This is a genomic window from Hydrogenophaga sp. BPS33 (genome assembly GCF_009859475.1).
Taxonomy (GTDB): domain Bacteria; phylum Pseudomonadota; class Gammaproteobacteria; order Burkholderiales; family Burkholderiaceae_C; genus Hydrogenophaga.
Genome location: NZ_CP044549.1, coordinates 628,433 through 645,275, shown reverse-complemented (window position 1 = coordinate 645,275; position 16,843 = coordinate 628,433). Strand labels below are relative to the sequence as shown.

The following is a 16,843-nucleotide window of genomic DNA, read 5'->3' as shown; positions in this document are numbered from 1 at the left end:
ATCGCCGCGCACCGAGGGGAGCGTCAAGGATCGGACGGGGGCCGCGCGGTGATTTCACGTTTGTGAAATCGGCACCGGCATGGCGCATGCGACCACGCACCCCGCAGAATCGCGGGCACGAAAAGGAGCAACCCGATGAAGGTATTGGTACCGGTGAAACGCGTGGTGGACTACAACGTCAAGGTGCGCGTGAAGAGCGACGGCAGCGGTGTGGACATCGCCAACGTCAAGATGAGCATGAACCCGTTCGACGAGATTGCGGTCGAAGAGGCGGTGCGTCTGAAGGAGAAGGGCGTGGTGACCGAGGTGATCGCCGTTTCCTGCGGCGTGGCGCAATGCCAGGAAACGCTGCGCACGGCGATGGCCATTGGTGCGGACCGCGCGATCCTGGTGGAGACCACCGAAGAACTGCAACCGCTGGCCGTGGCCAAGCTCTTGAAGGCCTTGGTGGACAAGGAACAACCGCAGCTGATCATCCTGGGCAAGCAGGCGATCGATGACGACTGCAACCAGACCGGGCAGATGCTGGCGGCCTTGGCGGGCTTGCCGCAAGCCACCTTCGCGTCCAAGGTCGAGATTGCCGACGGCAAGGCCAACGTGACGCGCGAAGTCGACGGCGGCCTGGAGACGCTGGCGATCACGCTGCCGGCTGTTGTCACCACCGACCTTCGTTTGAACGAGCCGCGTTACGTGACGCTGCCCAACATCATGAAGGCGAAGAAGAAGCCGCTGGACGTTGTGAAACCCGAAGACCTGGGCGTGGACGTGAAGCCGCGCATCAAGACCTTGAAGGTGAGCGAGCCGCCCAAGCGCGGTGCAGGCATCAAGGTGCCGGACGTCGCCACCCTCGTCGCCAAACTCAAAACCGAAGCCAAGGTGATCTGAACATGACTTCTCTCGTTATTGCCGAACACGACAACGCCTCGATCAAAGGCGCAACCCTCAACACCGTGACCGCCGCAGCCCAATGCGGTGGCGACGTGCACGTGCTCGTGGCCGGGCACAACGCGGCCGAAGCGGCCAAGGCGGCCGCGGCCATCGCTGGCGTGGCCAAGGTGATCCACAGCGATGCGGCTGGCTTCGAACACGGCCTGGCCGAGAACGTGGCCGCGCAGGTGCTGGCACTCGCGGCCAACTACAGCCACATCCTGTTCCCGGCTACGGCGAGTGGCAAGAACGTGGCCCCGCGCGTGGCCGCTGCGCTGGATGTGGGCCAGGTCAGCGACATCACCAAGGTCATCAGCGCCGACACCTTCGAGCGCCCGATCTACGCGGGCAACGCCATCGCCACGGTGCAGGCCACCGACGAGAAGAAGGTGTTCACCGTGCGCACGACCGGCTTCGACCCGGCGGCCACCACGGGTGGCAGCGCGGCGGTGGAAACCGCCACGGCCGCACTGGGCGAAGGCAAGAGTGAGTTCAAGGGCAGCGAGATCGCCAAGAGCGACCGCCCCGAACTCACCGCCGCGAAGATCATCGTCTCCGGAGGCCGCGCGCTGGGCAGCAGCGAGAAGTTCAACGAAGTGATGACGCCGCTGGCCGACAAGCTCGGTGCAGCCATTGGCGCAAGCCGCGCCGCGGTGGACGCGGGCTACGCGCCCAACGACTTGCAAGTGGGCCAGACCGGCAAGATCGTGGCACCGCAGCTCTACATTGCCGCTGGTATTTCCGGTGCCATCCAGCATCTGGCCGGCATGAAGGACAGCAAGGTGATCGTGGCGATCAACAAGGACCCGGAAGCACCGATCTTCTCGGTCGCGGACTACGGCCTGGAGGCCGACCTCTTCACGGCCGTGCCCGAACTGGGAGCCGCACTGTGAGCCGCCTGCCGCCCCTGTTCGCAGGCCTTCGCTTGCCGGTGATCGCCTCGCCCATGTTCATCGTGAGCACGCAGAAACTCGTGATCGCGCAGTGCACCGCCGGCATCGTCGGCTCCATGCCGTCGCTCAGCGCGCGGCCCAGCAGCCAGCTCGACGAGTGGCTCGCCGAAATCCGCGAAGCGCTCGACCGCTGGGACCGCGACCACCCGGACCGGCCGGCCGCGCCCTTCGCAGTGAACCTGATCGTGCACCGCTCCAACGACCGCCTCGAAACCGACATGGCCATCTGCGCGCGCCACCGCGTGCCGATCTACATCACCTCGCTCGGCTCGCAGCCGGCGGTCAACCAGGCCCTGCACGAGGCGGGCGGCTTCATCCTGCACGACGTGATCAACACCCGCTTCGCACTCAAGGCGGTGGAAGCGGGCGTGGACGGCCTGATCGCCGTGGCGGCGGGCGCGGGTGGGCACGCGGGCATCAAGAGCCCGTTCGCGCTGGTCTCGGAAATCCGGCGGCACTACCAGGGGCCTCTCGCGCTGGCCGGGGCCATCGCCAATGGCCGTTCGATTCTCGCGGCGCAAAGCATGGGCGCGGACCTGGCCTACATCGGCTCGCCCTTCATCGCCACGGCCGAAGCCAGCGCGAGCGACGCACAAAAGGCGGCCGTGGTGGCCGCCACGTCGGACGACATCCTCTACACCAACACCTTCACGGGCGTGAACGCCAACTACCTCATTCCGTCGATCCGCGCCGCCGGCCTGGACCCGGACAACCTGCCCGCACCGGGCGCGCTGGACATGGGCAGCGGCCTGAAGAAGCGCTGGAAGGACATCTGGGGTTGCGGGCAGGGTGTGGCCGGTGTGGACGCGGTGTTGCCGGTGGCGGAACTGGTGGAGCGGCTGAGGCGCGAATACCAGGCGGCACGGGAGGAACTGCTCACCATAGCCGCCTGAAGGCGGGGGCGACGCCCCCGCCCGGCTCCCGTCAGAGCCGCTCGATGATGGTGGTGTTCGCCATCCCGCCGGCCTCGCACATCGATTGCAACCCATAGCGCCCGCCCGTGTCTTCCAGCGCATGCAGCATGGTGGTCATCAGGCGCACGCCCGAGGCGCCCAGCGGATGGCCCAGCGCGATCGCACCGCCGCGTGGGTTCAGCTTCGCGGGGTCGGCCCCCAGCTCTTTCAACCAGGCCATCGGCACGCTGGCGAAGGCCTCGTTGATCTCGCAGTGGTCGATCGCGTCGATCGACATGCCGGCCTTCTTCAGCGCGCGCCGGGTCGAGGGAATGGGCGCGGTCAACATATCGAGCGGGCTGTCGCCATGCACGTCGAACGCCACGAAGCGCGCGCGCGGCCGCAGCCCGAAACGCGCGGCGGCGCTGTCGCTCATCAGCAGCATCGCGGCCGCGCCATCGGTCATCTGCGAGGCATTGCCGGCCGTGGTCTGCCAGGCCACGTCGGGAAAACGCGCGCTCATCTCGTCGCTGCGGAACGCCGCGTTCAACGCGGCCAACGACTCGACGGTGGTGCTCGGCCGGATGGTTTCGTCCGCGCGCACCACGCCGTTGGCGGTGGTAATGGGCACGATCTCGCGTTCGAACGCGCCCGCCGCCTGCGCCTTCGCGGCGCGCTGGTGCGATTGCGCGGCAAAGCGGTCCATGGCTTCGCGGTCGAGTTGCCAGCGCGTGCCGATGAGGTCGGCGCAAACACCTTGCGGCACCAGCCCCGGCGCATAGCGCTCGGCCACGAGCGGGCCGATGCTGTCCTTGCCGATCTTCGACGAGCCCATGGGCACGCGGCTCATGGACTCCACGCCGCAGGCAATGGCGATGTCGTACGCGCCTGCTGCAATGCCTTGCGCGGCGAAGTGCACCGCCTGCTGGCTGGAGCCGCATTTGCGCTCCACCGTGGTCGAGGGCACGTGCTCGGGAAAGCCCGCCGCCAGCCAGGCCATGCGGCCCGGCGAGGCCGATTGTTCGCCGACCTGGCTCACGCAACCGCAGATCACGTCGTCCACCGCGCCGGGGTCGATGCCGGTGCGCGCGACCAGCGCCTGCAGGACCTGCGCCAGGAGATCGACTGGGTGTAGTTCGGTGAACGCGCCACCGGTCTTGATGCGGCCCATGGGCGAGCGGACCGCGTCGATGATGAAAGCCTCGGGCATGGAAATTCCTTTTGGGGTTCGAAAGATGGGATCCGGTCGAGCCTATCGGCGCGCACGGCGGCTGGCATCGTCCGAACCGACGAAAACACCGGGCCCTGCCCCGCACGCACGATGCGCATTCGTCCGAACCGACGAAGCCGCACACGGCAAGCTGCGCCACACTGGCGGCCATGACCGACACCGCCCTTCCCCACCCGCGCCTGCCCTACGCCGAGCGCCTGCGCCTGCCGCTGGTCTGCGCGCCGATGTACCGCGTGACCTCGCCCGAACTGGTGATCGCGGCGAACCAGGCCGGCATCGTCGGCGCGCTGCCGCGCAACAACGCGCCCGACTTCGCGACCTTCGACGCCTGGCTCGCCCGCATCCAGGCAGCGGCCGAGGCCCAGCCGGTTCGTGCGCCCTACGCGGTCAACCTCTCGACACGCTTCGACGCCGACGAGATGGAGCGCCACCTCACCCTGTGCGCCCGGCGCGGCGTGGAACTGATCATCAGCGCCACGGGCGACCCGAGCGAGCTGATCCGGCGCGCGCACGGCCATGGCCTGCAGGTGTACGCCGATGCGGTGAACCTGCATTTCGCGCGCAAGGCCATGGCCGCGCAGGTCGACGGCGTGATCGCCATCGGTGCCGGCGGCGGCGGCCACTCGGGCACGGTCAACCACCTCAGCCTGGTGGCGGCCTTGCGGCGCGAGTTCACGGGCGTGATCGTGATGGCCGGCGCGGTGTCCAACGGCGCGGCCATCCGCGCGGCCGAGATCCTGGGCGCCGACCTGGCCTACATGGGCACGCGCTTCATCGCCACCCAGGAGGCCGGCGCGCCCGAGGCGTACAAGCAGATGCTGGTGGACGCCGCCCCCACCGACCTGGCCTACACCGACAGCGTCAACGGCGTGTCCGCGAACTGGCTGGTGCCTTCGCTGCGCGCGCACGGCCTGGACCCGCGCGCCATGCCTGCGCGCGACCCCGGCGTGCGCGGACACGCCCACCTGCCCGAGGCCGTGGTGCCCTGGCAGAACCTGTGGAGCGCGGGCCAGGGCGTGGCCGAGATCCACGACATTCCCACCGTGGCGCAACTGCTCCAGCGGCTCGAAGCCGAGTACCACGCGGCCGCCGCCACGCCGGTGTTCGCGCGCAGGGCAGCGCCATGAACCGCGCCCTGCCCCTGGCCGGCGTGCGCGTGCTCGACCTCACCCGCCTGCTGCCCGGCCCGCTCTGCACCTCGCACCTCGCGCGCCTGGGTGCGGAGGTGATCAAGATCGAAGACACCGGCGCGGGCGACTACGCTTCGCCCGGCGTGCGCCGCCTCACCAATGCGGGCAAGCGCTCGGTGCGCATCGATTTGAAGAACCCGCAAGGCCTGGCGGTGCTGCACCGGCTTTGCGCCACGGCGCAGGTGCTGGTGGAGGGCTTTCGGCCCGGGGTCATGGCGCGGCTGGGCGTGGGCTACGGCGCGCTCGCGGCCATCAACCCCGCGCTGGTCTACTGCAGCATCACCGGCTATGGGCAGGACGGCCCGTACAAGGACGAACCCGGCCACGACATCAACTACGGCGCGCTCACCGGCGTGGCGGACCAGGTCGGCTCCGCCGCCGGGCCGGCGCTCTCCAACCTACCGCTGGCCGACCTCATGGGCGGCACGCTCACCTCGGCCATGGGCATTCTTGCCGCCTTGTTCGACGCGCAGCGCAGCCGCCAGGGCCGGCACGTCGACATCGCCATGGCCGACGCGGTGCTCGCGCACGCGGTGATGCCCATGGCCGAATTGCTCGCACACGGCGAGACGGCGCCCACGGGTGGCGACGTGCTCACCGGGCGCCTGGCCTGCTACGGCCTGTACGCCACGCAGGACGGCCGCCATGTGGCGGTGGGCGCGCTGGAAGACAAGTTCTGGCACACCGTCTGCGAGCGCCTGGGGCACCCGGAATGGGCCGCGCTGCACCGCAGCCACGACCCCCAGGTGCAGGCCCGCTTGCGCGCCGATCTGGCGCGCGTGTTCATGGGTCAACCCTTGCGGCACTGGGCCGCGCTGTTCGAAGGAGCGCAGGCCTGTGTGTCGCCGGTGCTGCGCTTGTCAGAGGCCTTGGAACATCCGCAGCTGGTGGCGCGGGGTGCGGCCCTGCGCGATGCGCAAGGGCAATGGCAATTGCCGTCGGCGGTGAAGTTCGGGGGTGAGCCGCGGGCCATGGCGGGTGCCACGCCGGCGGCGGGTGAGCACACGCAGGAGTTGCTCACGGAACTGGGTTACGCGGCACAAGAGATCGCCGCGCTGCAAGACACGGGCGCCGTGGCCTGAGCCACGCGCCCGCACCACGGCGTCAGGCTGGAACTGCATCCAGCGCAAATTCCTCGGTGTAGAAACGCGCGACCTCGGCCAGGCTGTCGATCGCGTCGTTCAAACCGTAGGCGTCCAGGCCGGCCAGCGGCACGCTGCGCCACACGATCAGCTCGCGCTCCCCGGGGTCGATGGCAAACACACCGCCGCCGGTGGCCAGGCCCAGCGTGTGCGCTTCCAGCAAGCCCAGCCAGGCGGGCGGCTCGTCGCAGAACAAAGGCAGCAGCGCGAGCATGGTGCTCAGCACCACGCTGCCGCGCGCGAAGTCCGGACGCACGAAGACAAAGCGCCCACCATCGAGCGAGAGGATGTGGCTGCCGTCCACCTCGGGCTGAGGCCGCTCGCCCCCGAGGTTTTGGGCCAGGGCGAAGTCCGACCAGATGTGGCGAAAGCTCTCCTCGTGGAAAGCCGCCGCGTCCGACGGCAAGGTGTCGGCCTCCACCTGCAGCGGCTGGGGCAAGGCGTCGAGCGCGGCTTGCGCGCAGCCCGAGAAGCTCCGCATGGCCTGCATGAAGTCTTCGTAGGCGTACGCGCCCGCGTCTTCCAGGCGGCGAAAGAACAACAGGGTGTTGTTGCGGGCCGGGTAGACCGCATAGACGCCCACGTCCTGCGCGCGCCCGGCCTGGTTGGCGAGCAGGAAGTCCTCTAGCCGTTCGTCGTCCGGCGTGTGCTGCAGGTCGACGGTGAGCCCGAGGGCGCGACCGTCGTCCAGCAACTCGGCCACGATGGTCGGGCCACCAGGCTGCGAGAAGCTGAGCGGACCGAAGCTGTAGTCCGATTCGCCCACCGCTTGGGCGAATCGGCCGAGCAGGTGGGACCAGTTGTGGGGGTGGTGGGTGGTGTTCATGATTGGCGTCCTCAAACTTGGTCGTCGTCCAGATCACGGACCGTGGGTTGATACGACTTGTTGTCCTGGGCCCGCGAAGGGTTGGCATTCGCCGTGGATGGATCACGCCGATGGGCATTGGTCGGCACCGTGGTGGTCGTGGTGGTGGCGGTCGTCGCGGTGGTCGTGGTGGTACGGGTCGCGCCCGTCGCGGCGGTGGTCGTGGTCTGGGTGGGGCGGGAACCCGTGGTGGAGGCCGTTGCAGAAGCTTCTTGCTTTTTCATGAACTCGGCCAACTCCCGATCGGCCTTGTCTTGCTCCAGCAGCGCTTTGGCGAGGTTGTAGTCCGCCACTGGAATCGACCTTGGATCCCGCTGGTAAGCCGCAACCGTGACTGCCGCATCCCCCAACATCTTCTTCTTGAGCAGTTTCTGCGCCGTGACTTGAGGGTCTTCCGCTGGCGCCTGCTGGGGCTGCGGTCGACCTGTCGAAGCGGGTTGCGGTTGCCCCATCAAAGCGAGCTGCCCGGTCGGTACGGCGCTCGTGACATCGGCTCTTTTTCTCTGTGGTGCGCCAGACACGAAAGGAGCTTGCTCGCGAAGCGTGTCCGCCAGCCCCTTCTTGAACAATTCGCAAATATCTTTTGTGTGGCCCGTGTACTTGTCTTCGTCTAGCAGCTCTGTGATCAATACCATGAGATTGGCCTGGGCCATGCGCGTCAGATCCATTCGATGCCGAATCGCCTCCCCTCTCTCGGTGGAGCTTTTCGTCGCAAAGTTTTTTTCAAAGCCCACTTTCCACGATATCTGCTCTGGACTCACGCCCCTTTCCGCCAACCGGGCCAACTCCTTCAGTTGTGTCTTTGCCTTCTTCATATCGGGAGCGTCTATCGCCAACCCGCCGGAAAGAAGGTCGCGCTGGATCAGCATTTTCTGGGTGCGGCGGTACGCCACTTCTGCCGCCCAGGCTGGTCGATCGGTCTCCCTTTTCCAGATGCTCGGTTTGTCTATCAAATTCGGCTTCTCGAAACGCACGCCAAAGCGCACTCCGTTGTCCCAGTTCTTCCCCACCTCAATCGTCGTGAATTCGCAAATGTTTGTGGCGCGCAGATCGGTCAGAGACATGCGGGGGGTGACTTCTGCGCGAGGGGAGGTGCTTGAGAGGCTCATGGTTGATGTCCTTTTTCAATGGCGAAACCAGCCCTGCCGGGATGGCGGAAATGAAACCCCTTCCATCCGACCCTCGCGGGATGGCCGCCAGGATGCGGTCACTGCGCCGGGAACCGGGGACGGTATGCCTCATACGGCCGTGAGTAACGAGGCCGATCGGATGGTTCAGGGCCTGCCACCATGAAAAACGCCCACACCCGAGTCCGGGTGTGGGCGTTGAAGACCCGCGAAACCGCGGGCCGGCCGGCCTTACTGGGGCGTTACTGGGCCTTGACGTTGCCGTCCCGGATCACGGCGCCCCAGCGCGCGAAGTCCTTCTCCAGCCAGGTCTTGTATTCCGGCCCGTCCTCGAAGAAGCGCGCGTTGCCCGCGCGCCGCTGCGATTCGGCGTAGGCCTCGCTCGCCACGGCGGCCTTGAGCGCGGCGCGCAGCTTGTCGACGATGGGCTGGGGCGTGCGCGGCGGCGCGGTGATGCCGAAGGTGGAGTCGATCTGCAGCTGCTTGTAGCCCAGCTCCAGCGCCGTGGGCAGGTCGGGCAGGCTGGGGATGCGCTCGGTCGACACGGTGACGATGGGGCGCAGCTTGCCCGACTGGATGTGCGGCATCGCCGCATTGGCTTCGATCACCATGCCGCTCACCTGGCCGGCCACCACGTCGTTGAGCGCCGGGCCGGCGCCCCGGTAGGCCACGTGCAGGATCTTGAGTTTCTGGTCCAGCGCCAGCAGCTCCAGGCCCAAGTGGCCCAGGCCGCCGTGGCCGGCGCTGGTCATGGTGGTGCCAGGGTGTTTGCGCAGGTACTCGATGAGCTCGGGCAGGGTCTTGACGTCGATCCGGTTGGGGTTGACCGCGAGCAGGATGCGCGAGGACGCAAAACGGCCAATGGGCACGAACCGGTTCTCCACGTCCAGCGGCTTGTTCTGGAAATGCAGCGAGTTGATGGTGGTGTTGGCCAGGATGCCGATGGTGTAGCCATCGGGCGGCGACTGGGTGACCGCGTCCATGCCGATGGCACCGGCCGCACCGGCGCGGTTTTCCACCACCACCGACTTGCCCAGCTGTTCGCCGAGCGACAAGGCGATGGCCCGCGTGATCAGGTCGGACGAGCCGCCGGCGGCGAAACCGGACACCAGCTTGATCGGTTTGACCGGGTAGGCATCGGCCTGGGCATGGACGGGCAGCGCCGCGGTGAGGGCGCTCACGCCCAGCGCCAGGGCGATCTTGCGGAATAGCTTCATCTTTCGTGTCTCCTTCTAGGGTTCGAATCAAAGGCAATGCAAAGGCAGTGTGCCGCGTCTGCGGCCGGCATCACTGCTGCGGCTTGATGTTCGCGGTGCGGATCACGTCGCCCCAGCGCGCGAAGTCCTTCTCCATCCAGGCGCGGTAACCGGCGGCATCCTCGAAGAAGTGCGCGTTGCCGGCCTGCTTGGCCGACTCGGTGTAAGAGGCGCTGTTCACCGCCTTCTGCAGCGCGGCGCGCAGGCGGTCCACGATGGGTTGGGGCGTGCGCGGGGGCAGCACGATGCCCATGCTGGAGTCGATCTGCAGCGAGTTCAAGCCGAGTTCGAGCGCGGTGGGCAGGTTGGGCAGGCTGGGGATTCGCTCGGCCGAGACCACGGCGATCGGACGCACGCGGCCGGATGCGATGTGGCCGACAACAGAGGACGCATCCACCACCATGCCGGCGACCTGGCCGCCGATCACGTCGGTGAGCGCGGGCGCGCTGCCGCGGTAGGCCACGTGCAGGATATTGAGCTTCTGCTCCTGTGCGAACAGCTCCAGCCCCAGGTGGCCCAGGCCGCCGTGGCCCGCGCTGGTCAGCGTGGTGCCGGGGTGCTTGCGCACGAAGTCGACGAACTCGGGCAAGGTCTTGGCAGGCACCTTGTCCGGGTTCACCACGAGCACGATGCGCGTGCTGACGAAACGGCCCACGGGCGTCACGCGGTTGGGGATGTCCAGCGGCTTGTTGGAGAAGTGCAGTGCGGTGGTGGTGGTGTTGGCCAGCAGGCCGATGGTGTAGCCATCCGGCGCGCTGGCGGTGAGCGCGTCCATGCCCACGACGCCGGCGGCGCCGGTGCGGTTCTCCACCACCACGGTCTGGCCCAGTTCGGTGGAGAGCGCGGCGGCAATGGCGCGCGCGATGCCGTCGGACGGTCCGCCCACGGCAAAACCGGCGATCAGCTTGATGGGCTTGTTCGGGTAGGCACTGGCCTGCGCGAACGCGCCCGCTGCGGTGAGCGAGGCGCCCAGCAGCATCAGCATCTTCAATGTGAAAGCACGTCTCTTGGTCATGTCTGTCTCCTGGTTGTTGTGGTGAAAGTGATCGTGTTGAAAGTGACGGTGGCGAAGGAATCAGTCCTCGCCCATGTGGGCCATCTCGGCGCACACGCGCCAGAGGCGGCGCGCGTTGTCCGGGTCGATCGCGTAGCGCTTGACGCCCACGCCCGGGTCGGCTTCGCTCCAGGCCGGCGCCTGCTGGCACTCTTCGAAGTAGCGGCCGCCCACCTCGGCCAGCTCGGGCGCGCTGGCCAGCCAGGTGGCGGTGGAGGCGCACTGCTCGGGCGTGCGCCAGCGCGCGGGCGACTTGCCGTCTTCGTCCAGCCAGCCCATGCGCTTGCGCTCTTCTACCGTGAGGTGCTCGTGCAGGCCGGTGAGCGAACCGCCGGGGTTCAGGGTGTTGCTGCGCACGCCGTGCTTGCTCCAGCGCCGGTCGACCTCCACCGCCAGCAGGGCGCAGGCGGTCTTGGACTGGCCGTAGGCGTCCCAGGTGTTGAAGGGCGTGTGGCGGAAGTGGATGTCGTCGTAGCGGATGTCGGAGCGGCGGTGGCCGATGGAGCTCACGCTGACCACGCGCGCGCCCTGCGCCGACACGAGCGCGGGCTGCAGCAAGCGCGTGAGCACGTAGTGGCCGAGGTGGTTGACGGCGAACTGGCGTTCGATGCCGTCGTCGGTGTATCCCTGGGGCGCGGCCATGATGCCGGCGTTGTTGACCAAGATGTGCAGTTGAGGCGTCTGCGCGAGGAAGGCCGAGGCGAAGCTGCGCACCGCTCCGATGGAGCCGAGGTCCAGCGCCAGGGGGTGCAGGCGGGCGCGGGGCTGGCTGGCGTTGAACGCGTCGGCGGCGCGGCGGGTCTTGTCGATGTCGATGTCGGCCACGTAGACGGTGGCGCCAGCTTGCGCCAGCGCGCGCGCCGTGGCGTAGCCGAAGCCCGAGCCACCGCCGGTGACGAGGGCGCACCGGCCGTGCAGGTCGAGGCCTTCGACGACGTCGAAGGCGCTGGATTCGCGGTCAAAGCGCGAGGTGATGGGTGCGGGGATATCGACGGTGGCGGTCATGGATGCGTCTTTCGTGAAGGGAAATGCAGGGGCGCTCACAAAGGGCGCTGCGAGGCCAGCTTGCGCACGAGGTAGCCCTCGAAGCACTCGGCGCCGCCTTCGCGGCCATAGCCGCTGTCTTTCACGCCGCCAAAGGGCGTGCTGTCGCCCGCCCCCTGGAAGTGGTTGACGGAGACGATGCCGCTGTCGACCTCGCGCAGGATGCGCGCCGATGCCGCCGCCGAACGCGTGAAGGCGAACGCGGCCAGGCCGTAGTCGCTGTGATTGGCCAGCGCGATGGCTTCGTCCAGGTCGCGAAAGCGCGCCAGCAGCGCGATGGGGCCGAAGGGTTCGGTGCGCCAGATGTCCGCATCGGCAGGGATGTCGGCGAGCACGGTGGGCTCGAAATAGAAGCCGGGGCCGGGCAAACGCCGCCCGCCGATGAGCAGGCGCGCACCGGCGGCGCAGGCGTCCTGCACCATGCGTTCGACGCCGTCGCGGCGGCGCGGATTGGCCAGCGGACCGACCTCCGACGCCGGGTCGAAACCGGGGCCGACCTTGAGCGTGCGTGTGGTCTCGACGAAGGCTTCGGCGAACACGTCATACACCGAGGCGTGCACATAGAAGCGCGTGGGCGACATGCAGATCTGCCCGGCGTTGCGGAATTTCTGACGCGCGCACAGGGCGGCCACGGCGCGCACGTCCACGTCGTCGTTCACGATCACCGGGCCGTGTCCGCCGAGTTCGAGCACGGCGGGCTTGAGGTGCTGGCCGGCCAGCGCGGCCAGGCTGCGGCCGATGGGCACCGAACCGGTGAAGGCCACCGAGCGCACGATGGGCGAAGACACCAGGTGCGTGGAGATGTCGCCCGGGTTGCCGAACACCAGGTTGAGCGCGCCTGCGGGCAGACCCGCGTCCAGCAGGCATTGCGCGATCAGGATCGCGGTGCCCGGCGTTTCTTCGGCGGGCTTGATGACCACGGTGCAGCCGGCCGCCAAGGCCGCGCTGATCTTGCGCCCGGGCGAAGCCGCCGGCCCGTTCCACGGCGTGAACGCCGCGACCACGCCGATGGGTTCCTGCAGCACCGTGTTCTGCACGTCGGTTCCGCTGGGGATCAACCGGCCATACAGGCGCTGCGCCTCGGCCGCGTGCCAGTCGAACACGCCGGCCAGGCGTTGCACTTCGATGCGCGACTCCGCCAGCGGCTTGCCGAGTTCGAGCGTGATGGTGCGCGCGATGGTGTCTTCGCGCTGGCGCATCAGCGCGGCGGCGTCCGTGACGATCTTGGCGCGCTGGGTGGCGGGCGTGCGTTTCCAGGTCTGGAACGCGCGCTGCGCGGCGGCCAGGGCGCGGTCGAGGTCGGCGGTGGTGGCGCAGGGCAGTTGGCCGATCACCGCCTCGGTGGCCGGGTCGATCACATCGCGCACGGCGGCGTCCGACGCACCGGTCCATGCGCCATCGATCAACAAGGCCAAGGGTGGGTAGAAACCCGCATGCGGTGGTGCCGACAGCGCGCCCGCGTCTTCGCTTCTTTTCACGATCATGTCTCCGTTGTGCGCCCCGGCGCAGAAGGCACGGCAGGGCGTGGGCGGATTGTGATCAGGACCCGCGTTCAGGTCCGTCGTCGAAACCGACGATTTTGGGTGTGGCGCTTCAGGCTTTGAGGTCGGCCGCGTGGTCGAGCGCGTAGCGCCGCAGGTCGCGCGGCTTCTGCCCGGTGAGTTGCTGCACGTGGTCGGTCACCGCGGCGGTCCAGCCTTCTCGCACCGGGTGGAAGATGGACGCGAGGAAGCTGGCGTAGTCGTGCGCCACGCCCGCGCCGGTCAACAAGGCGATGAAGCTCGCGTCGTCGGTGGCCTGGTAGGCAACGGGCTTGCCGACCACCTCGCTCAACCATGCGGCCGCATCGGCATAACCGACGGCCTCCGGTCCGGTGAGGTTGAAGGCTTTGCCATCGAAGCGCTCGCTGGTGAGCGCGGTGGCGGCGCTGGCGGCGATGTCGCGCGCGTCGATGAAGCTGCTCTTGCCTTGCGCGGCGGGCACGGCGATCACGCCGTGGTCGACGCCAGCCTTCCAGTAGGTGTGGAAGTTGTCGGCGAACCAGTTGGGCCGCAGGATCACGAAGGGCACGCCCGAGCGTTCGATCGCCAGTTCGATCTGGCGATAGGGAATCGAATCGTCGGCATCCACGCCGAATACGCTCTGGAACACGATCTTGATCTTGCGCGCGACCAGCGCGTTCACCACCGGCATGAGCAGCTCCTGGGCCCGCACGTGGCCGGCGGGCAGCATCACGTAGGCGCGGTCCACACCCTCGAAAGCCGCGGCGTGTGTGGCCGGGTTTGCGATGTCGAACACCACGCCCTCCGCACCCTCGACCGCCGCGCCCGAGCGGGTCGCGGCTTTCACCGGCTCGCCTTGCGCGCGCAAGGCCTTCACCAGCGGACGGCCCACGTTGCCGCCCGCACCCAACACCAGAATCTTTGCGCTCATGAAGAAACTCCTAGGCAGTATCAAATAGAAACCAGGTATAGTTTTTCACTGCTGGCGCTGCTTGCCAAGAGCGCACTTCGACCACACCAGGTTTCCTGCAGGAAACCACCCCGGAAACACCGCACAATGAAAACCAAAATGCCGCCCCGCCCTTACGACGTCTACGAAGCGCTTTGCCCCACGCGCCTGGTGCTCGAATGCCTGGCGGACAAATGGGCGCTGCTGGTCCTGGACCGGCTGGGCTCGGGGCCGGTGCGGTTCAACAGCCTCAAGCGCGACATCCGCAACGTGACGCAGAAAGTGCTGACGCAGACGCTGCGCAAGCTCGAGCGCGACGGCCTGGTGTCGCGCGAGGTGTTCGCCACCATGCCGGTGACGGTCGAGTACGCGCTGACGCCGCTGGGCCGCACGCTCACCAAACCGGTGTCGGCGCTGGCGCACTGGGCCGAGCACCACATGGACGCGGTGCTCGCCGCTCAGGCGGCCTACGATGCGGCAGCGCAGCAGGCGGCGGTGCCGGTGGCGGCACGGGGTGTGGTGCACCGGCTGGGCGCGCGCAAGCCGGTCGCCGCGCGCGCGGCCTGAAGCCGAATCACACCGTCTCGGCCGGACTGAGGATTCCCTTGGCCACGGTGTTGCGCTGGATCTCGCTGGTGCCGGTGACGATGCGGTACATGCGCAGCCGCCGGAAGATGAACTCCACCGGGTGCTGGCGCGTGACGCCCACGTTGCCGTGGATCTGCACCGCCTTGTCGGCGATCTCGAAGCAGCGCTCGGAGACAAACAGCTTGCACATCGAAGCCTCGGTGCGCACGTCTTCGCCGCGATCGGCCTTGGCCGCCGTGGCCAGCACCATCTGCTCGCAGGCGTAGAGAGCGGTCGCCATGTCGGCGATCATGTGCTGGATGGCCTGGAAGCGGCTGATGGGGCCGCCGAACTGCTCGCGGTGGTGCGCGTAGGCGATCGAATGGTGCAGGGCCTGGCGCGCCAGCCCGATCATGGTCGGGCAGTGCAGTACGCGGTTGACGCTGATGCGGTCCATGGCGATGCGAAAGCCCTCGCCCTCGGCGCCGATGAGGTTGGTGGCCGGCACGCGCACGTCTTCCATCAGGATGTCGGCATCGACGTATTGGCCGCTCATGGGCACGCAGTCGTATTCGAGCCGCACGCCCGGCGCGTCCAGCGGCACGAAGATGGCCGAGATGCCCTTGGCGCCGGCGTGCGGGTCGGTCACGCACAGCGTGATGGCGACGTCCGCGAAGGTGGAGGCGCTGATGAAGTGCTTGTGCCCGGTGACGACGAAGGCGTCGCCGTCGCGCACGGCGCGGGTGCGGATGCTGGCCGCGTCCGATCCGCTGTGCGGTTCGGTCATGGCGAAGCAGATGCCCATCTCGCCCTGGATCACCGGCGTGACGAAGCGCTCGACCTGGTCGGGCGTGGCGTGCTTCACGAGCGAACCGATGCGCGAAGGGCCGCCCCAATCGCCCAGCACGTGCGGGAACAGGATGGCGCCGCTGGCGGCCACGTCGTCCTTCAGGCGGCACAGGTCCGCATAGGAAAGGCCCTGACCGCCGAGCGCCACCGGCAGGTGGATGCCATAGAACCCGAGTTCGCGGCAGCGGCGCCAGACGGATCGGATAAGCTCCTTCGAAAAACGGTCCTCGTAGCCCAGGCCCAGGCGCTGCTCCAGCGGAATCAGCTCTTCGTGCAGGTACTTCTGAAGCGCCGAGCGGATGCTGGCGAGGTCGTAGGACGGCGGTGAAATGGACTTGCAAGTGGACATGCAACAGCTCCGGAAAAGAGGACGGACGAAAACACCATGAGACTGGAAGACCTGCGCTACTTCGTCGCGGTTGCCGAAGAAGGCCACGTGGGCCGCGCGGCGCAGCGCCTGGGCGTGAGCCAGCCCGCGCTCACCAAGGGCGTGCAGCGGCTGGAGCAAGGCATGGACGTGGCACTGTTCGAGCGCGGCCCCAAGGGCATGGCGCTCACCCGCATCGGCAGCGTGTTCTTCGAGCGCGCGCGCCACCTGTGCGTGGGGCTGGACGAGGCGGTGCAGGAAGTGAACGACATCCACCTGGGTTCGATCGGCACGATTCGCGTGGGCACGTCGCCGCTGTTCGCGGACCGCCTGGTCTCGGAAACCTTCGCGCGGCTGCTGCGCCAGCGCCCGGGCGCCAAGGCCCAGGTGGTCCTCGGGCTGAACGACACCTTGCTGGCGTCGCTGCGCCGGGGCGAGCTGGAGCTCTCCGTCAACGCGCTGGACGATACCGAACCGGACGATCTGGACCAGTTGCCGCTGTTCAACGACCAGCTGTGCGTGTGCCTGCGCGAAGGCCATCCGCTGCTGCAGCGCCGCAGCCTGAAACTGCGCGATCTGGTGGACGTGGGCTGGGCCTTGCCCGGCCCCGAGGTGCTGGCGCGGCGCCGTTTGGAGGCGCGCCTGGCCGAGCACGGCATGCCGCTGCCGCGCGTGGTGGTGGGTTTGAACAACTCGGTCACGTTGGCACCTTCTGTGCTGCGCGACAGCGACCTGCTGGGTGTGATGAGCCGCTTCTCGCTCTCCACGCCTGCCGGCCAGGGCCTGGCCGCGCTGCCCATGGCCGACGCCACTTGGCCGCGCCGCGTCGGCATCGTGACGCGGCGCGGTGTCAACCTCTCGCCGCTGGTGCTGCGTTTCATGGAGCTGCTGCAGGAACGGTCGGCGGAATTCGCCAGGGGCTGAGGC

General features: G+C 68.1%; 16 protein-coding genes. 7 read left to right on the top strand and 9 right to left on the bottom strand.

Translation table 11 applies throughout. The features are described 5' to 3' along the window. Positions 1-135 precede the first annotated feature (135 nt). From F9K07_RS03095 to F9K07_RS03085, 3 genes are read left to right on the top strand one after another with little or no spacing between them, the layout of a single operon-like run. On the top strand, positions 136-885 hold the full coding sequence (locus F9K07_RS03095; protein ID WP_159589280.1) for an electron transfer flavoprotein subunit beta/FixA family protein: 750 nt from the start codon (positions 136-138) through the stop codon (positions 883-885). A gap of 2 nt (positions 886-887) precedes the next feature. Further along, the gene (locus F9K07_RS03090) at positions 888-1,820 is read left to right on the top strand and encodes an electron transfer flavoprotein subunit alpha/FixB family protein (protein ID WP_159589278.1); all 933 of its coding nucleotides are present in this window, start codon (positions 888-890) and stop codon (positions 1,818-1,820) included. Continuing rightward, positions 1,817-2,773 (top strand): NAD(P)H-dependent flavin oxidoreductase, encoded by a 957-nt coding sequence (locus F9K07_RS03085; protein ID WP_159589276.1) that lies wholly within the window; start codon positions 1,817-1,819, stop codon positions 2,771-2,773. The genes F9K07_RS03090 and F9K07_RS03085 overlap by 4 nt, the downstream gene beginning before the upstream one ends. 31 nt (positions 2,774-2,804) lie before the next feature. Here F9K07_RS03085 and F9K07_RS03080 read toward each other — a convergent pair whose 3' ends face one another. Continuing rightward, positions 2,805-3,983 carry a thiolase family protein gene (locus F9K07_RS03080; RefSeq protein ID WP_159589274.1) on the bottom strand — a complete coding sequence of 393 codons (1,179 nt, stop codon included), beginning with the start codon at positions 3,981-3,983 and terminating at the stop codon, positions 2,805-2,807. A 170-nt stretch (positions 3,984-4,153) separates the two neighbouring features. On the opposite strand from F9K07_RS03080, the gene F9K07_RS03075 reads away from it, so the two are divergent. Together F9K07_RS03075 and F9K07_RS03070 are read left to right on the top strand one after the other, a co-directional pair. Beyond that, on the top strand, positions 4,154-5,131 hold the full coding sequence (locus F9K07_RS03075; RefSeq protein ID WP_201451506.1) for an NAD(P)H-dependent flavin oxidoreductase: 978 nt from the start codon (positions 4,154-4,156) through the stop codon (positions 5,129-5,131). Further along, positions 5,128-6,276, top strand: coding sequence for a CaiB/BaiF CoA transferase family protein (locus tag F9K07_RS03070; protein ID WP_159589272.1), 1,149 nt, complete (start codon positions 5,128-5,130; stop codon positions 6,274-6,276). Before F9K07_RS03075 ends, F9K07_RS03070 begins: the two co-directional genes overlap by 4 nt. Positions 6,277-6,298: 22 nt before the next feature. Here F9K07_RS03070 and F9K07_RS03065 read toward each other — a convergent pair whose 3' ends face one another. The 7 genes from F9K07_RS03065 to F9K07_RS03035 all read right to left on the bottom strand — a co-directional run bounded on the left by F9K07_RS03065 (position 6,299) and on the right by F9K07_RS03035 (position 14,115). Then, the gene (locus F9K07_RS03065) at positions 6,299-7,162 is read right to left on the bottom strand and encodes a type III secretion system chaperone (RefSeq protein ID WP_159589270.1); all 864 of its coding nucleotides are present in this window, start codon (positions 7,160-7,162) and stop codon (positions 6,299-6,301) included. A gap of 11 nt (positions 7,163-7,173) precedes the next feature. Further along, positions 7,174-8,265, bottom strand: a complete 1,092-nt coding sequence (locus tag F9K07_RS03060; RefSeq protein ID WP_159589268.1) for a hypothetical protein — start codon at positions 8,263-8,265, stop codon at positions 7,174-7,176. A gap of 305 nt (positions 8,266-8,570) precedes the next feature. After that, complete coding sequence (locus F9K07_RS03055; protein WP_159589266.1) at positions 8,571-9,545, bottom strand: Bug family tripartite tricarboxylate transporter substrate binding protein; 975 nt, start codon at positions 9,543-9,545, stop codon at positions 8,571-8,573. Between the two features lie 70 nt (positions 9,546-9,615). Next, entirely contained in the window at positions 9,616-10,599 is a 984-nt protein-coding gene (locus tag F9K07_RS03050) for a Bug family tripartite tricarboxylate transporter substrate binding protein (RefSeq protein WP_159589264.1), read from the bottom strand. 60 nt (positions 10,600-10,659) lie between these two features. Further along, entirely contained in the window at positions 10,660-11,643 is a 984-nt protein-coding gene (locus F9K07_RS03045; RefSeq protein WP_159589262.1) for an SDR family NAD(P)-dependent oxidoreductase, read from the bottom strand. 35 nt (positions 11,644-11,678) lie between these two features. Next, entirely contained in the window at positions 11,679-13,166 is a 1,488-nt protein-coding gene (locus tag F9K07_RS03040) for an NAD-dependent succinate-semialdehyde dehydrogenase (RefSeq protein WP_159589260.1), read from the bottom strand. Between the two features lie 109 nt (positions 13,167-13,275). Then, complete coding sequence (locus F9K07_RS03035; protein WP_159589258.1) at positions 13,276-14,115, bottom strand: NmrA family NAD(P)-binding protein; 840 nt, start codon at positions 14,113-14,115, stop codon at positions 13,276-13,278. A gap of 138 nt (positions 14,116-14,253) precedes the next feature. Here F9K07_RS03035 and F9K07_RS03030 point away from each other — a divergent pair, with 138 nt between their 5' ends. After that, the gene (locus tag F9K07_RS03030; protein WP_159589256.1) at positions 14,254-14,700 is read left to right on the top strand and encodes a winged helix-turn-helix transcriptional regulator; all 447 of its coding nucleotides are present in this window, start codon (positions 14,254-14,256) and stop codon (positions 14,698-14,700) included. 7 nt (positions 14,701-14,707) lie between these two features. Here F9K07_RS03030 and F9K07_RS03025 read toward each other — a convergent pair whose 3' ends face one another. Further along, entirely contained in the window at positions 14,708-15,898 is a 1,191-nt protein-coding gene (locus F9K07_RS03025) for an acyl-CoA dehydrogenase family protein (RefSeq protein ID WP_159589254.1), read from the bottom strand. A gap of 36 nt (positions 15,899-15,934) precedes the next feature. Here F9K07_RS03025 and F9K07_RS03020 point away from each other — a divergent pair, with 36 nt between their 5' ends. Then, positions 15,935-16,840 carry a LysR family transcriptional regulator gene (locus tag F9K07_RS03020; protein WP_159589252.1) on the top strand — a complete coding sequence of 302 codons (906 nt, stop codon included), beginning with the start codon at positions 15,935-15,937 and terminating at the stop codon, positions 16,838-16,840. The last annotated feature ends 3 nt before the right edge of the window (positions 16,841-16,843 follow it).

Coding starts and splice junctions, on each gene's coding strand:
- F9K07_RS03020 (WP_159589252.1), top strand. CDS start 15,935: ATGAGACTGGAAGACCTGCGCTACTTCGTCGCGGTTGCCGAAGAAGGC.
- F9K07_RS03055 (WP_159589266.1), bottom strand. CDS start 9,545: ATGAAGCTATTCCGCAAGATCGCCCTGGCGCTGGGCGTGAGCGCCCTC.
- F9K07_RS03035 (WP_159589258.1), bottom strand. CDS start 14,115: ATGAGCGCAAAGATTCTGGTGTTGGGTGCGGGCGGCAACGTGGGCCGT.
- F9K07_RS03025 (WP_159589254.1), bottom strand. CDS start 15,898: ATGTCCACTTGCAAGTCCATTTCACCGCCGTCCTACGACCTCGCCAGC.
- F9K07_RS03070 (WP_159589272.1), top strand. CDS start 5,128: ATGAACCGCGCCCTGCCCCTGGCCGGCGTGCGCGTGCTCGACCTCACC.
- F9K07_RS03075 (WP_201451506.1), top strand. CDS start 4,154: ATGACCGACACCGCCCTTCCCCACCCGCGCCTGCCCTACGCCGAGCGC.
- F9K07_RS03030 (WP_159589256.1), top strand. CDS start 14,254: ATGCCGCCCCGCCCTTACGACGTCTACGAAGCGCTTTGCCCCACGCGC.
- F9K07_RS03050 (WP_159589264.1), bottom strand. CDS start 10,599: ATGACCAAGAGACGTGCTTTCACATTGAAGATGCTGATGCTGCTGGGC.
- F9K07_RS03040 (WP_159589260.1), bottom strand. CDS start 13,166: ATGATCGTGAAAAGAAGCGAAGACGCGGGCGCGCTGTCGGCACCACCG.
- F9K07_RS03080 (WP_159589274.1), bottom strand. CDS start 3,983: ATGCCCGAGGCTTTCATCATCGACGCGGTCCGCTCGCCCATGGGCCGC.
- F9K07_RS03045 (WP_159589262.1), bottom strand. CDS start 11,643: ATGACCGCCACCGTCGATATCCCCGCACCCATCACCTCGCGCTTTGAC.
- F9K07_RS03095 (WP_159589280.1), top strand. CDS start 136: ATGAAGGTATTGGTACCGGTGAAACGCGTGGTGGACTACAACGTCAAG.
- F9K07_RS03065 (WP_159589270.1), bottom strand. CDS start 7,162: ATGAACACCACCCACCACCCCCACAACTGGTCCCACCTGCTCGGCCGA.
- F9K07_RS03090 (WP_159589278.1), top strand. CDS start 888: ATGACTTCTCTCGTTATTGCCGAACACGACAACGCCTCGATCAAAGGC.
- F9K07_RS03060 (WP_159589268.1), bottom strand. CDS start 8,265: ATGTCTCTGACCGATCTGCGCGCCACAAACATTTGCGAATTCACGACG.